This window comes from Burkholderia sp. AU16482 (assembly GCF_002223285.1).
Taxonomy (GTDB): domain Bacteria; phylum Pseudomonadota; class Gammaproteobacteria; order Burkholderiales; family Burkholderiaceae; genus Burkholderia; species Burkholderia semiarida.
In genome coordinates this window covers 480,599-495,528 of the sequence record NZ_NKEY01000006.1, presented here as the reverse complement: position 1 = coordinate 495,528, position 14,930 = coordinate 480,599, and the positions used below count along the sequence as shown (strand labels likewise).

Genomic DNA, 14,930 nt, shown 5'->3' with positions numbered 1-14,930 from the left:
GGACGGCCGGCACGCGAACCGGCCACGCACGCGCGCCGGTGGGGTTTTCGGACCGCTTCGGTCCCGCTTCGGTGCGGCGCCCGCGGCGCGCGCCGCGGGCGTTCAGCCTGCCGCCTGGATCGCCTCTTCGTACACGCCGGCGACGCGCCGCGCGATCACCGCGTTGTCGAAATGCTCGCGCGCGTAGCGCTTGCATGCGGCCTCGTCGGGTAGCGCGATCGCGCCCGACAGCGCGCCGCCGAGCCCTTCCGCGATCGCGTCCGCGCCCGTCGACGGCAGCACGAGATCGTTCGACAACCCGGCGACCGCCTCCGGCAGCCCGCCGACCGGCGTGACCAGCACCGGCGTGCCGGACGCGAGCGATTCGACGGTGATCAGCCCGAAGCCTTCCAGCGCGACCGTCGGCACGACGCTGACCGTCGCCGCGCGGTACAGCGCCGCGAGATGGTGGTCGGGCACGAAGCCGAGCAGCTTCACGTTGTCCTGCAGCCCGGCTTCGTCGATACGCTGCTGCAGTTCCTCGCCGATCTTGCCCTTGCCGGCGATCAGCAGCAGCACATCCGGATGACGGCGCTTGACGAGGCCGATCGCGTCGATCAGGTCCTCCAGCCCCATGCGCCGCACGAGCCGGCGCACGGCCAGCACGATCGGCCGGTCCTGCGGCAATTGCAGCTTGTGCCGCGCCTCGGCGGGCGTGAGCGGCGTGTCGAACTGCGCGGTATCGACGCAGCCGGGAATCACGCGCACGCGCGACGGATCGATTCCGTAGCGGTTCGTCAGGATCTGGCCGAACGCCTGCGACAGCACGATCAGCCGCGACGAGCGCGTATAGACGGCCTGTTCGAGATAGCGCTTCGCGCGCTGCCCGAGCGACGCGGCGCCCTCGACCTGGCTTTCGTCGGCCCACGGCCCCTGGAAGTGCGACACCTGCGGAATCCCGCGCGTCACGTCGAGCCCAGGGAACGTGTACAGCGCGAAGTGCGACGAAATCACGTCGGGCCGCTCGGTGCGGATCTCGTCGCGCAGCGCGCGCCGCGCGGCGAGCATCCGGCGCGCGAGCGGCTGCGACGCGGGCCCGAAGCCCTGGATCGCCCCGCCGGTGTCGTCGGCGACCTTCGGCGAGCCGGCGACGATCCCGCGCACCTCGACGCCCGCGCCGGGCAGCGCGCCGACGAGCGAGTAGTACATCCGGTCGAGGCCGCCCGCGCGTTCGGGGAACCAGTGCATGCCGATCTGCAACGATTTGATCGGCCGGGAGGATTGGGACATCACGGTTGCTCCTGCGTGATTGCATGCTCGACCCGCTCGAACGCGGACGGCTGCGTGGGTTGGCCGATGCGCCGGTAAAGCGCGACGTACTGGGCGCCCATGTGCGCCCAGCCGAAACGGGTCATCAGTTCGCGGGCCGCGTCGCCCATCGCGCGACAGGTGTCGCGCGACGCCGCGAGCGAGCCGATCGCCTGCGCGAGCGCGGCAGGATCGTCCGGGTCCTCCAGCACGATCCCGCACTCGCGCGTGATGATTTCCGCGCCGCCCGCCGTGCGCGCGGTGACGACCGGCAGCCCGGCCGCCATCGCCTCCAGCAGCGACAGGCTCATCGCTTCGTAGCGCGACGGAAAGACATACGCGTCGACCGAGCGCATCAGCGTCGGCATGTTCTTCACGAGCCCGAGGAAATGCACGCGCGAATCGAGGCCGAGCGCGCGCGCTTCTTCCGGATACGGGCTGCCGGGCAGGTAGCCGGCCACCGCCAGATGCACGTTCGCGGGCAGCTTCGTCAGCGCTTTCAGCACGGTGCCGAGGTTCTTGCGCGGCGTGCGCAGATCGCCGACGAACAGCAGCAGGAACGCGTCGTCCGGCAGCTTGAACGCCGCACGGTCGGCCTGCGCGCCCGCGAACGCGCTGCCGTCGACGCCGTTGTAGATCACGCTGATCTTGCGACTGTCGATGCCGAGCCCGGCGATCTCGTCGGCCACCTTCTGCGATACCGCGGTGATCGCGCGCGAGCGCTTGTACGCCCAGCGCTCGAGCACGGTGTTCACGCGCGTGTACACGTACTGGTAAGCCGACCACAGCCCCTTGGTGGGCCCGAACGGATAGTACGGACTCTTGAACCAGCCGCCGTGCACGAAGTGCGCGGTATTCACGTCGGCCCTGATCCACGAGATGAAGCCGTTCACGTGCAGCACGTCGTATTCGCCGCGGTGCGCGCGCAGCCAGGCCGCGCTTTTCAGCGCGAACACCTGCTGCTTGACGAGATTCGACGGCCAGAAGCCGCCGACCTTCACCGGCACCCAGCGCACGCGCGGATCGGCCAGCAGCTCGGGCGCGACATGCGACGCGACCAGCGTGACCTCGTAGTTTTCGGCCAGCGCCGCGCGCGCGATTTCGTAATTGACGCGGCCCTGCCCGTCGTTATGTCGCACGACGTGCGTGACGATCGCGATTCTCAATGGTCGCCTCCCCGTGAACGCGCGGCGGCCAGCAGACGTTGCGCCTTCTGCCAGTGCGCCGCGGCAAGTATCGAAAAAATGGCTGTGAACATCAGCAGGCCGCCGGTGCCGATCAGCGAGTTCGTGAACACGAGCATCGCGAAGGTCGACAGGCACAGGCTCAGGCACGCGCCGACGAACTTGTCCTTGCGCAGCTTGAACGCCGCGCGCAGCGTGCGGCCGAACAGCATCACGACGCCGGCGAGATACAGCAGCGTGCCGGGCCAGCCGAGCACGAACGGCACGTTCATCACGCCGCTGTCGAAGCTGCCGTACTTGCCGAGCTCGCCGCTGTCGCTCGACAGCTTCGTCGACGCGCCGGTCGCGCCCATCCCCTCGCCGGCGACGTCGGTGAACGCGGTCTGCGCGAAGGTCGCGTAGAACTTGTTGCGGTCGTCGTAGCTGCGGTCGTCCTTCAGGTTCGTGATCGACTGCAGGCGCTGGCCGAGCCGGTCGGCCACCGGCCCGACGGTCAGCAGCGGCACGCACAGCCCGACCAGCACGACGCCGCTGATCAGGATCCGCATCCGCACGCGGTTGCTCGATTGCACGAGCTGGATCGCGAGCGCGATCACCCAGCCGCCCCAGGTCGAACGCACGAGACACAGCGCGAACGACACGAAGCCGGCCGCGCCCGCGAACCAGCGGATCTTCTGCGGCGCGACCAGCACGAACACGAGCGCGCCCATCATCGCGAACGCGAACGGGCCCGACGAATTCATCGTGCTGAACACGCGCACGCCGTACGGCACCGGCTCGCCCTGCGAGCCCATCTGCGAGCCGACCATCCACAGCACGTCCCACTGCGGCATCACGAAGTACTGCACGACGCCGTACACGCCCATCACGAGCATGCCCCACATGAAAGTGGACAGCAGCACGTCGCGATACTCCGGATAGTTGCGCGCGTTCACCATGATGTGAAAGCCGATCAGGATCGGGTACAGCCAGTTCGCGAGGTCGTAGGTCGCGGCCATCACGCCGCTCGACACGATCCCGACCAGGTACGCGTACACGAGCCCGAACAGCATCAGCAGCACGGGAATCCCGCGCCGCTGCGCGAGCACGCGGTAATGCCTGACGAGCCCCAGGCCGGCGATCATCGTCACCGCGAGCGGCGCGACCTGGATCAGGCTCGTCGGCGTGAACGCGCCCTTCGACCAGTCGGCCAGGCGCCGCACTTCCGGGCTCAGGAACCACACCCACCACATGAAGCCGACATAGCGCGCCGGGCTCTTGAAATACAGCCAGATGCCGACCGCGATGGCCAGCACCGGGAACGCGAGCGTCAGCACCTTGCCCTGGTGGACGGCGATCAGCGCGGCGGTGAACGCCCACAGTCCGGCCTGCCCGGCCCAGTGCTTCGGCTCGGCGAACCAGCTGCGGGCGCGCGACGGCGCGCGTTCGGCGGCAATCGTACTCATCGATCCGCGCTCACCGCGACGACGCGCTCGAATCCGCGAGCGGCATCGCGACGTCCGCCGCCGCGGGCGTGCGGCGCCGGCGCAGCATGTCGCGCGTGATCCGCACGTGCTGCTCGGCGAACGCCTGCGTGGTCAGGTTGCGTTCGCGCAGGCACGCGGCGGCCGCCCGTGCGCAGTCGAGCGCCGCCGCCGGATCGGCGACGAAGCGGTCGGCGGCCTGGCGCATCGCCTGCGCGTCGAACGCCGGCACGTAGGCGGCAGTATCGTGCGGGAAGTAGTCGCTCAGGCCGCCCACGTCGGACACGATCATCGGCTTGCCGACGGCCGCCGCCTCGAGCATCACGGTGATACCCGACGCGTGGAAATTCGGCCGCAGCGGCACGACGATCACGTCGGCCCACGCGTACAGCTCGTGCTGCTTCGCGAGCCCCGATGCCGAGCCGATCTTCACGTTCGGCGCATGCCACTCGCGCGGCACGCGGCGGCGCGTCGCGAGCCGCACGTCGTAGCGTTCGTCGCCGCCGAACGCGGCGAGAAACGTGCGCCAGTCGCGGTCGCGGTCGTTGCCGATCGCGGCGATCCGCAGCGGCCGGTTCGGCTGCCATTGCCGCGGCTCGACCGGCGGGAAATCCTGCGTGTTCAGCCCGTAATAGACGAACTCGGCTTCGCGCCCGAGGGTGCGGCGGCACAGCTCGGCGTTGTCGCGGGCGAGCGTGGTCAGCACATCGGCGCGCGCGAGCAGCTTGCGGTACAGCCAGCGGCGCGGGCCGCCGAAGCCGTCCCACTTGTCGAACAGCCACACGCTCTGCGCGAGCAGCAGCGGGCGCTTGCCCTGCGCGCCGGCGAGCTTCAGGATCAGCGCGGCGGCCAGATGCTCCTGCTCGGTGTGCGTCCAGATCACGTCGGCGGTGCGCAGCGCCGCGCGGTTGCGCCACGCATGCACGACGTCGAAGCCGAGCGCCGCCTTCAGCGCGCGGCGCGCGAGGCTCACGACGCGGTTCTCGCGCACGTCCTGCGAATAGGTCAGCCGGAATTCGTCGGATTCGGCGTGGTGATAGCCGTACAGGCAGCCGATGCCGTCGCCTTTCCGGTAGGTACGCGGATCGGCGCCGTAGAACAAATGGACGTGAACGTTCGTTGCAGCCTTGGTGGTCATGCGAGCCCTCCGGGCATGGCCGCGCGCGAGGCGCGCAGGCCGTTCAAGACGTCACCGGCGGCATCGCCGCACGGTGGGGGGCGAGGTTCGTGCGGCGTGCATCGCGCGCGCCGCGGCGCACCGCGCGCCAGTGCGCGAGCACGCGGGCGCGCCGCGGGCTCGGCAGCGACAGCAGCACGTGCGCGAAGCCGGGATAGACGCGCGTGCCGACCAGCGTCCACCACCACCACGCGATCTCGCGCCGCAGCGGGGGCAGATGCTCGCGCAGCGTCAGCTGCAGGTTGTACGCGCCGTTGCCGATCGCGTTCAGCGACGCCGCATCGCGCCGGTCGTCGTCGAAGCGCTCGGCCGGGAAATGATCGACGGCGATCGCCGGGTCGTACAGCAGCGTCCAGCCCGCGCGCTGCACGGCCATGCTGAACGCCATGTCGTTGTGCACCTGCGCGCCGGCGCCGCGCAGCCGCGTATCGAAGCGCAGCCGTTCGATCGCCGCGCGGCGGTAGCTCATGTTCGCGCCTTTCAGCATGTCGACTTCACGCGCGCCGCCGACGCCGAGGTGATGATTGCCGACGATCTTGCCCGACAGCGTGAGCTGGCCGACCCGCTCGCGCGATTCGTCGAGCACGCGGCCCTTCTCGTGCACCCAGTCGCGCCCGCCGACCGCGCCCACGCGCGGGTTGGACAGGAACGCGGCTTCGATGCGCGCGAGCCAGTCGGGGTGCGGCGCCGCATCGTCGTCGGTGATCGCGACGATGTCGCCGCCCGCCGAGTCGAGCCCCTTGTTCAGCGCGGCGACCTGCCCGGCCACGTCGACCGGCACGATGCGCAGCGGCAGCGCGCCGCCGACCGCCGGGTCGGCGAGCCGTTCGTGCGTGGCGTCGTCCTCCGGGCGCGCGACGACGATCACCTCGTCGGGCAGCCGCTGCTGCCGCTGCAGCGCCAGCAGGCAGCGCGCGAGGTCGGCGGGACGCCGGTAGGTCGGAACGAGCACGGAAATTTTCATCGAGGGTTCTCCATTCGGCCGGGCCGATGCGGCGCGCGCCGGCCCGGTGTCGTGCAATGCGGTCAAGCGCTCAGGTATTCGTGCACGGCCGCATAGCCGCGGCCGTAGCCGCGCGCCTTCGGCGGCACGCCATTGAAGATCCCGCCTTCCAGATCGACGCCCGCGGTGCGCAGGCGCTTGATCGCATCGGCGATCTCGCCTTCGGTATGCATGCCCGAGCGCAGCACGAGGAACGTCGAGCCGGCCATGCGGCCGATGATGGTCGCGTCGGTCACCGCCAGCACCGGCGGCGAATCGATCAGCACGACGTCGTAGCGCTTGCCGAGCCCTTCGAGGTATTGCGGCAGGCGTGTCGACATCAGCAGCTCCGACGGGTTCGGCGGGCGCGTGCCAGCCGCGATGAACGACAGGCCCTGCACCGGCGTCTCGCGGACCGCTTCCTCGAGCGGCGACTGATCGCTCAGCAGCTCGGACAGGCCCGGCTGCACGGTGAGGCCGAAGTAGCGGTCGAGCATCCCGCGGCGCATGTCGGCGTCGATCAGCAGCACGCGCTTGCCCGAATGCGCGAGCAGCACCGCGAGGTTGACCGTCAGGAAGCTCTTGCCGATGCCCGGCGTCGGGCCGGTCAGCACGATCACGCGATTCTTCGCGTCCATCATCGCGAACTGCATCGCGGTGCGCAGGCTGCGCATGCTTTCGACGCTCAGGTCCTTCGGACGCAGGCTCGCGAGGATCGGCCGCGCGCGGCTGCCGCCCTTCTCCGCCGCCGCGTCGAGCTTCACCTGCTCGGCGCTTTGCGGCACCAGCCCGTACAGCGGCAGGTTGAAGGTGCGCTCGATGCGGTCCGGATCCTCGATGCCCTGGAACAGGTTGCGGCGCAGGAACACGACGCCCGTGCCGAGGATCAGCCCGAGGAACACGGCGGCCGACAGGATCAGCACCTTCTTCGGCTTGACCGGCGCGCCCGGACGCAGCGCCGAATCGATGAGGTGGATGTTGCCGCCCGTGCCGGCCTTCTGCACCGACAGCTCCTGCACGCGGTTCAGCAGCAGCACGTAGATGTCCTCGGCGACCTTCGCGTCGCGCTGGAGCTGGACGGCCTTCACTTCGGTCGCCGGCAGGCTGCGGAAGCGGTTGCTGAACTTGTCCTTCTCACCCTGCAGCTCCGCGAGCTGCTGCTTCGCGGCGATCACCATCGGATGCGAATCGGTGAAGCGCTGCGCGAGCGACGCGAGCTGCAGGCGCTGCGCGGCGATCTGCTGTTCGTACTGCACGCTGCCCTGGAGGTAGACCTTCGCCTCGTCGCTCGCGTTGATCGAGCCCGACGTGCGCTGGTATTGCGTGAGCGCGGCTTCGGCGCGTTCGAGGTCGGCCTTCAGGCGCGGCTCCTCGCCCTTCAGGAAGTCGAGCATCTTGGTCGCTTCCGCCTGCTTCGCGATCACGTGCTGGTTCAGGTACGACTGCGCGAGCGCGTTCGCGATCGCGGCGGTCTGGTCCGGGTCCTTGCCTTCGAGCGAGATCTGCACGACGCCCGTCTGCTTGCCCTGCTCGCTTACCTGGATGCCGGCCTGGAACCCGCTGATCGCGTCGAGATCGTTGTAGCGCACCACCGTGAACTGCGTGCCGGGGCGCGCGACGAGCTTGCTCACGAGCAGCGTCACGCCGCCGCCCTGCGCCGATTCGCCGACGCGGCCGGCCAGCAGCCGCGTGCCGTTCTCGTCGACGAGCGAATAGGTGCCGTTCGGGCCGGCCGTCAGCGTGAGCTTCTTGCCTTCGAGCGCCGGCACGACGCTGATCGAATCGACGTCGGCGACTTCGCCGCCCCACGCGTACGATTTCAGGCCGAGCCACGGCCGCGACGGCTCGCCGGGCGTCGCGACGCGCGCGGCGAGGCTGCCGATCACCGGCAGCGTCTTCGGCGCGATCGAGAAGTTCAGCTTGAACTGCTCGACCACCGGCGCGACGACGCCGCGGCTCTTGATGATCTCGATTTCCGCATCGGTCGGCGCCTGCTGCGGCCCGCTGTTGATCGACGCGCCCGTCTGCGTCTGCGTGAGCGCCTGCGACGTGTTGTCGTTGCCCTCGACCCGCACGTGCACGTCCGCCTGGTAGACCGGCTTCGCGACGAAGCAGTAGAGGCCGGCGAGCGCGACGACCATCACGGCGATGCCGAGCAGCAGCCAGATGTCGTCCAGGATGACCTGGAGCAACTGGCCGAGGACGACGTCCTCTTCCTCGGTCTTCGCGGTCAGGTCCGCGTAGGAGTGTTTCGCTTGCGTGTTCACCATTCGTTCCCGCTTGAGTGGTGCCGGGGGGGCGGACGCCGCCCCGGCGGGCTATCAGCGCGTGATTTGCCGCATGTAGAAGATCGTCTGGATCGTCGGCAGCACCTGCTGCAGCACGCGGTTGAACTGCACCGAACCGGCCGTGCTGACGTAGACGACGTCGAGCGGCTGAAGCGGGAAGCGGCTCGACAGCATCAGCGCATCGGGCTGCGTCATGTCGAGGCGGTACACTTCGGGCTTCGTCGGGTTGTCGCGCATCCCGCGCATCACGTAGATCTTGCGCGGGTTCGCGTCGGTGTCGAGAATCCCGCCGCCCGCGGTCAGCGCATCGGCGATCGTCAGCTTGCCCTTGAGCATCGGCACCGTGACCGGCGTCTTGACCTCGCCCATGATGAACACGCGGCTGTCGCTGCGGTCCGGCACGTTGACGATGTCGCCCGGCTGCAGCATCACGTTCTGCTTCACCTCGCCGCGATCGAGCACGCCGTTCGCGTCGAGCGTGTACAGCTTGCCGTCGCGCGTCAGGCGCACGCGCTGCAGGTCGGCCTCGGCGGTCGAGCCGCCCGAGCGCGAGATCGCGTCGACGAGCGTGAGCGGCACGTCGCTCACCGCGAGCGGGCCCGGCTGCTTCACCTCGCCCGTCACCTGCACCTTCTGGCTGCGGAACGACAGCACGCGCACGTCGAGCTGCGGATTCTTCACGTAGCGCGCGAGGCTCGACGCCATCTCGTCGCGGATCTGCGCGACCGTCTTGCCGGCCACGCGAATCCGGCCGACGAACGGGAAGAAGATCGTGCCGTCGGCGGCCACCGTCTGGCCGTACGGATCGGCCTGACCCGGCAGCGCGGTCGTATACGGCTGCTGCAGCGCGCCCGCGACCGATTGCGTCGTGTTGCCGCCGCTCGAGAACGACTGGCCCTGCGGCGTCGTCAGCTCCGGGTGGTCCCACACGGTGACGCCGAGGATGTCCTGCGGGCCGACACGATACGTGTACTGCGACGGATCGGTATAGCGCCCGGGCGGCAGCGGATGATCGACCTGCGCTTTCTGCAGCTGGTCCATCACCACCTTGGCGTCGATGTAATGAACCGGATAGGTTTCGGCCGCTTCCTGCCGGCCGTCGTCCTTCAGGTTCGACGAGTCGAGGTAGTTGCCGGGCGCGGTTGCACAGGCTGACAGGAAAGTCGTCAGCGCGACGGCAAGCGCCACCGGGCGCATCGGGCGTTTCAGCATAGTTTCTGTAGCCATCCTTGAACCAGACGTTCGATCAGTGAGTAGCTCTCGCGGTAGTCGGCCTCGGGGCCGCCGTGCGGGTCCGCGATCTCGGCCCCTTCCCACTTGCCGAGCAGGTGAACCTTGCCGCGTGCGAACGGATCGACCGATTCGACGGCCGCGATCTGTCCGCGCTCGCTGACGAGAATCAGGTCGGCGTCGCGCACGATCCGGCGCGACAGCCGCCGCGAGCGGTGGGTCGTCGCATCGACGCCCCGCTCGGCGAGCAGTTGCCGCATCACCGGATCGATGCCGTCGCCGTCGTTCGCGTGCACGCCGGCCGAATGGAACGTCGGACGCGGGCCGCCGCGCGACGCGGCGTGCGACTTGAACAGCATTTCCGCCGCCGGGCTGCGGCAGACGTTGGCGTGGCAGACGATCAGGATGTTCCGGAACATGGCGTCTCGTAACGAGTGACGGAAAACGGGTTACGCGCTGGCGCGCGCGGCGCCCGGCACGCGCGCGGCGACTGCCTGGCGCGAGCCCGGCCGGCCGATCGGGTGGTACTCGATACCCTGCTCGCTCATCGTCTCCGGCTCGTACAGGTTGCGGCCGTCGAAAATCACGGGCGCCTTCCACAGGCGGCCGAGCGCGACGAAGTCGGGGCTCTTGAACGCCTTCCATTCGGTGACGATCACGAGCGCGTCGGCGTCGCGCGCGGCCTGCGCCTCGTCGTCGACGAAGGACAGGCGCTCGAGCCAGCTCGGGTGATCGGCGAGATCGAGCGCGAGCACGCGGCGCGCTTCCTGCTGCGCGACCGGGTCGTACGCGGCGACGCGCGCGCCGCGCGACAGCAGCTCGGCGATCAGCTCGCGGCTCGGTGCCTCGCGCATGTCGTCGGTGTTCGGTTTGAACGCGAGGCCCCACAGCGCGAACGCGCGGCCGCTCAGGTCCTCGCCGAAGCGCGCGACGATCTTGTCGGCCAGCACGCGCTTTTGCGTCGCGTTGACCGACGACACGGCCTTCAGGATCTGCAGCGACTGGCCGTGCTCGTCGGCCGTGCGGATCAGCGCCTCGACGTCCTTCGGGAAGCACGAGCCGCCGTAGCCGCAGCCGGCGTACAGGAAGTGGTAGCCGATGCGCGGGTCGGAGCCGATCCCGCGGCGCACGGCCTCGATGTCGGCGCCGAAGCGGTCGGCGAGATTCGCGAGCTCGTTCATGAACGAGATACGCGTCGCGAGCATCGCGTTCGCCGCGTATTTCGTGAACTCGGCCGAGCGCACGTCCATGTACAGCGTGCGCTCGTGATTGCGGTTGAACGGCGCGTAGAGCTTCTTCATCAGCTCGCGGGCGCGCTCGCCCGGCACGTCGTCGTCGCAGCCGATCACGATGCGGTCCGGCCGCGTGAAATCGTCGACGGCCGCGCCTTCCTTCAGGAATTCCGGATTCGACACGACCGAGAACATCTGGTCGCCGCCGCGCTTCGCGAGCTCCTCGGCGACCGCCGCGCGCACGCGCTCGGCCGTGCCGACCGGCACCGTCGACTTGTCGACGATCACCTTGAAGCCGGTCATGTAGCGGCCGATGTTGCGCGCCGCCGCAAGCACGTACTGCAGGTCGGCCGAGCCGTCCTCGTCCGGCGGCGTGCCGACCGCGATGAACTGCACGTCGCCGTGCGCGACCGCGGCCTCGACGTCGGTCGAGAAGCGCAGGCGGCCGGCCGAGCGGTTGCGCGCGATGACTTCCTTCAGGCCCGGCTCGTGAATCGGCACGCCGCCGTCGTTCAGGATGTCGATCTTTGCCTGGTCGACGTCGAGACAGAACACGTCGTGCCCGATGTCGGCGAGACAGGCGCCGGTGACAAGCCCTACGTAACCGCTGCCGATGATAGTCAGATTCATGATGTGTCGGACCCCTTGACCAATGATTCGAAATTCGGAAAACCGGAATGCCTGCGTGACGCGGCGCGTCGGCGTCAGTACGCGTTGCTGTCGGTGAAGCCTTTCCACAGCGTCAGCACGACGATCTTGATGTCGAGCCAGAACGACCAGTTCTGCATGTAGTACAGGTCGAGCTTCACGCGCCCCATCATCTTCTCGATCTGGTCGGTCTCGCCGCGATAGCCGTTGATCTGCGCCCATCCGGTGATGCCGGGCTTGATCCGGTAGCGGAACATGTAGCCCTTGACCAGATCCTTGTAGATGTCGTCGTGCGCGAGCGCATGCGGGCGCGGCCCCACCACCGACATCTCGCCCTTCAGCACGTTGATGAACTGCGGCAGCTCGTCGAGGCTCGTGCGCCGCAGGAACCGGCCGACCGGCGTCACGCGCGCGTCGTTCTTGGTCGCCTGCGTGACCTGCCCGGCCACTTCCTGGTGCACCTTCATCGAGCGAAACTTGTAGATCTCGAACTCGTGCCCGTCGATGCCCTTGCGCTTCTGCCGAAAGAACACCGGCCCGCGCGAGGTCAGCTTGATCAGCGCCGCGATCAGCACCATCACCGGCGCGAGCGCCGTGAGCGCCGCCAGCGCGAACAGCCGGTCGAACACGAACTTCGGCAGGATCCGCACGTCGGTGATCGGCGACGCCGCGAGGTTGATCGCCGGCACGCCGAGCACCTCGACCACTTCCTGGTTGAAGAACGACAGCGTGCGCACGTCCGGAATGAAGCGGATGTTCACGAAGTCGTGGCGGAACACCGTCACGATATGGTGAATCCGGCGCTCCTCCGTGATCGGCAGCGTGAGCCACAGCTCGCTGATCGCGCGGCTGCGCACGAGCCACACCAGCGAGTCGAACTGCCGCTCGATGCGCACGTCGTCGAGCGCGACTTCGCCCGGCGCCTCGCTTTCGTCGTACACGCACACCGGGTTGAAGCCGGCTTCCGGTCGCGCCCGCATCTGCGCGATCAGCCGTCGCGCCGCGGGCGTGCCGCCGACGATCGCGACCGCCTTCAGGTTGTAGCCGCCGCGGCGCAACTGCCGCAGCACGACGTGCACGCAGGCTTTCGAGCCGGCGAGCAGCGCCATCGTCACGAGCGCCCAGTAACCGAGCCACAGCCGCGACAGGTCGCCCGACTGGTGAAAGCTGAAACTCAACAGGATGCCCGCGAGCTCGACCGCGAGCCACGCGAACGCCACGCGGACCACCAGCCCGACGAGACGCTTGCCGCGCCACGACTGGTAGATGCCGACGGCCGGAAAGAACACGACGACGAGCAGGCAATCGAACAGCACCGTCGTACGTTGCAGGTCGCTGAGCCCGATGCTGCCGTCGTGCAGCGCCGCCGCGATCAGCGCCCCCGTCACGACCATCGCGATATCGATGACTCTCGCCAGCACGCTCAACATGTCCGCTTCCTCTTTGAACAGGCGTTTGCCGAACTGCTCCTCGTGCGACCCGTGCCGCACCTTCGATTCAAACGTTGCATGACGCTATTGAAGCGACAAGAAAATTCCGCCTCAAGCGCACAAGTATTTCGAAAAATAATCGGAAATTCTTGCCGCGATCTTTTTTAATTAAATCGGCAGGTTTTCCCGAATCGGTGTGAAACGGGGATTTTTTCAGATGCATTGCGCTTCCCGCTCGCCCTTTGCAGACGGGCATGCCGGGCCGGCACCCGGAATTATTTTTTATTTTTTTATTTCCTGCCGGTGCTACCGCGGAAAATTCTCCCGACCGCATGCGCGGCGGATATCCGGCATTGGGTCCGGTTTTATTGTCGATTTACTTCATGCTACAACGACAGGCACCGACTTCAACCATGGAGAGTGTCATCATGAATGCTCCGGCAGTGGCCGCCGAAACGCGCCATTCTTCTTCCGCCGCACCCGCCGTCGGCACGCCCGCAGCCGGTACGCCCGCCGTCGGCACGCGCCTCGCCGTGCAGCCCGTGATTCTCGCCGGCGGCTCCGGCACGCGCCTGTGGCCGATGTCGCGGGAGCGCTTTCCGAAACAGCTGATCGGCCTGCTCGGCGATCATTCGCTGCTGCAGTCCACCGCACTGCGCCTCGACGGCCTGAGCGCCGATCACCCGCTGAACGACGACGTGCTGATCGTGTGCGGCGAGGATCACCGCTTCACGACCGCCGAACAGCTGCGCCTCACGGCCAAGCGCGCGACGATCATGCTCGAGCCGCTCGGCCGCGACACCGCGCCCGCGCTGACGCTCGCCGCGCTGCGGCTCGTCGCGAACGGCAACGACGCGGTGATGACCGTGATGCCGGCCGACCATGCGGTCGCGGACGTGCCGCGCTTTCACGCGGCCGTCGCGGCCGGCGTGCACTGCGCGGCGCAAGGCAAGATCGCGACGATGGGCATCGTGCCCAAGCACGCGGAAACCGGCTACGGCTACATCCGCGTCGGCGCGCCGCTCGGCGACGCCGGCACGGGCGCCCTCGACGTGCGCCGCCTCGACCGCTTCGTTGAGAAGCCGCACCTCGAACTCGCGCAGCAGTACGTCGCGTCCGGCGAATACTGGTGGAACAGCGGGATCTTCATCGTGCGCGCGTCGGTCTGGCTGAAGGCGATCCGGCAGCTCGAGCCCGCGATCTACGCGGCCTGCGAACAGGCCGTCGCCCAGGGCAAGGAAGACGGCGATTTCTTCCGCGTCGATCGCGACGCATTCGCCGCGTCGCCGTCGAACTCGATCGACTACGCGGTGATGGAGCCGCTCGCGAGCCTGCCGCAACTGTGCGAAAGCGTCGTCGTGCCGCTCGACGCGGGCTGGTCGGACGTCGGCTCGTGGGACGCGATCTGGCAGATCTCGCCGAAGGACGACACCGGCAACGTCGGCCGCGGCCACGTGCTGTTCGAAGGCGCCGAATCGACGTTCGCGCATTCGGAAAGCCGGCTCGTCGCCTGCGTCGGCACGCAGAACCTGGTCGTCGTCGAAACGCCCGACGCCGTGCTCGTCGCGGACAAGTCGCGCGTGCAGGACGTGAAGAAGATCGTCGGGCACATCAAGGCGCGACAGGGCTCCGAAGCGACCGATCACCGCAAGGTGCATCGTCCGTGGGGCCACTACGACTCGGTCGACACCGGCGAGCGCTTCCAGGTGAAACGCATCGTCGTGAAGCCGGGCGCGCAACTGTCGCTGCAGATGCACCACCACCGCGCCGAACACTGGATCGTCGTGCGCGGCACCGCGCGCATCACGCGCGGCGAAGAAACGTTCCTGCTGTCCGAGAACGAATCGACGTACATTCCGCTCGGCGTATCGCATCGCCTGGAGAACCCGGGCAAGATGCCGCTCGAACTGATCGAAGTGCAGTCGGGTGCGTATCTCGGCGAGGACGACATCGTCCGCTTCGACGATACCTACGGCAGACGGTAACGCGTCATGCACCACAGGGCGCCG

11 protein-coding genes are annotated in these 14,930 nt (G+C 68.4%); 1 reads left to right on the top strand and 10 read right to left on the bottom strand.

The features are described 5' to 3' along the window. Window positions 1-102: 102 nt before the first annotated feature. The 10 genes from CFB35_RS19550 to CFB35_RS19505 form a co-directional block, all read right to left on the bottom strand. Window positions 103-1,269, bottom strand: a complete 1,167-nt coding sequence (locus CFB35_RS19550; protein WP_089465449.1) for a glycosyltransferase family 4 protein — start codon at window positions 1,267-1,269, stop codon at window positions 103-105. Next, window positions 1,269-2,453, bottom strand: a complete 1,185-nt coding sequence (locus tag CFB35_RS19545) for a glycosyltransferase family 4 protein (RefSeq protein ID WP_089465448.1) — start codon at window positions 2,451-2,453, stop codon at window positions 1,269-1,271. The genes CFB35_RS19550 and CFB35_RS19545 overlap by 1 nt, the downstream gene beginning before the upstream one ends. Further along, a complete protein-coding gene (locus CFB35_RS19540) occupies window positions 2,450-3,916 on the bottom strand; it encodes an O-antigen ligase (RefSeq protein WP_059583023.1) in 1,467 nt (488 codons plus the stop codon). Before CFB35_RS19540 ends, CFB35_RS19545 begins: the two co-directional genes overlap by 4 nt. 10 nt (window positions 3,917-3,926) lie before the next feature. After that, window positions 3,927-5,072, bottom strand: coding sequence for a glycosyltransferase family 4 protein (locus CFB35_RS19535; protein WP_059583025.1), 1,146 nt, complete (start codon window positions 5,070-5,072; stop codon window positions 3,927-3,929). A 43-nt stretch (window positions 5,073-5,115) separates the two neighbouring features. Then, window positions 5,116-6,075 (bottom strand): glycosyltransferase family 2 protein, encoded by a 960-nt coding sequence (locus CFB35_RS19530; RefSeq protein WP_059583028.1) that lies wholly within the window; start codon window positions 6,073-6,075, stop codon window positions 5,116-5,118. Window positions 6,076-6,137: 62 nt separating this feature from the next. Beyond that, a complete protein-coding gene (locus tag CFB35_RS19525) occupies window positions 6,138-8,363 on the bottom strand; it encodes a polysaccharide biosynthesis tyrosine autokinase (protein WP_059583031.1) in 2,226 nt (741 codons plus the stop codon). A gap of 51 nt (window positions 8,364-8,414) precedes the next feature. After that, a complete protein-coding gene (locus CFB35_RS19520) occupies window positions 8,415-9,593 on the bottom strand; it encodes a polysaccharide biosynthesis/export family protein (RefSeq protein ID WP_059583033.1) in 1,179 nt (392 codons plus the stop codon). Further along, a complete protein-coding gene (locus CFB35_RS19515; RefSeq protein WP_059583036.1) occupies window positions 9,587-10,030 on the bottom strand; it encodes a low molecular weight protein-tyrosine-phosphatase in 444 nt (147 codons plus the stop codon). Before CFB35_RS19515 ends, CFB35_RS19520 begins: the two co-directional genes overlap by 7 nt. Before the next feature lie 30 nt (window positions 10,031-10,060). Then, on the bottom strand, window positions 10,061-11,473 hold the full coding sequence (locus CFB35_RS19510) for a UDP-glucose/GDP-mannose dehydrogenase family protein (protein WP_059583039.1): 1,413 nt from the start codon (window positions 11,471-11,473) through the stop codon (window positions 10,061-10,063). Window positions 11,474-11,547: 74 nt separating this feature from the next. Continuing rightward, entirely contained in the window at window positions 11,548-12,921 is a 1,374-nt protein-coding gene (locus tag CFB35_RS19505; RefSeq protein ID WP_059583165.1) for an undecaprenyl-phosphate glucose phosphotransferase, read from the bottom strand. A gap of 428 nt (window positions 12,922-13,349) precedes the next feature. On the opposite strand from CFB35_RS19505, the gene CFB35_RS19500 reads away from it, so the two are divergent. Beyond that, on the top strand, window positions 13,350-14,906 hold the full coding sequence (locus tag CFB35_RS19500; RefSeq protein WP_059583041.1) for a mannose-1-phosphate guanylyltransferase/mannose-6-phosphate isomerase: 1,557 nt from the start codon (window positions 13,350-13,352) through the stop codon (window positions 14,904-14,906). Window positions 14,907-14,930 lie beyond the last annotated feature (24 nt).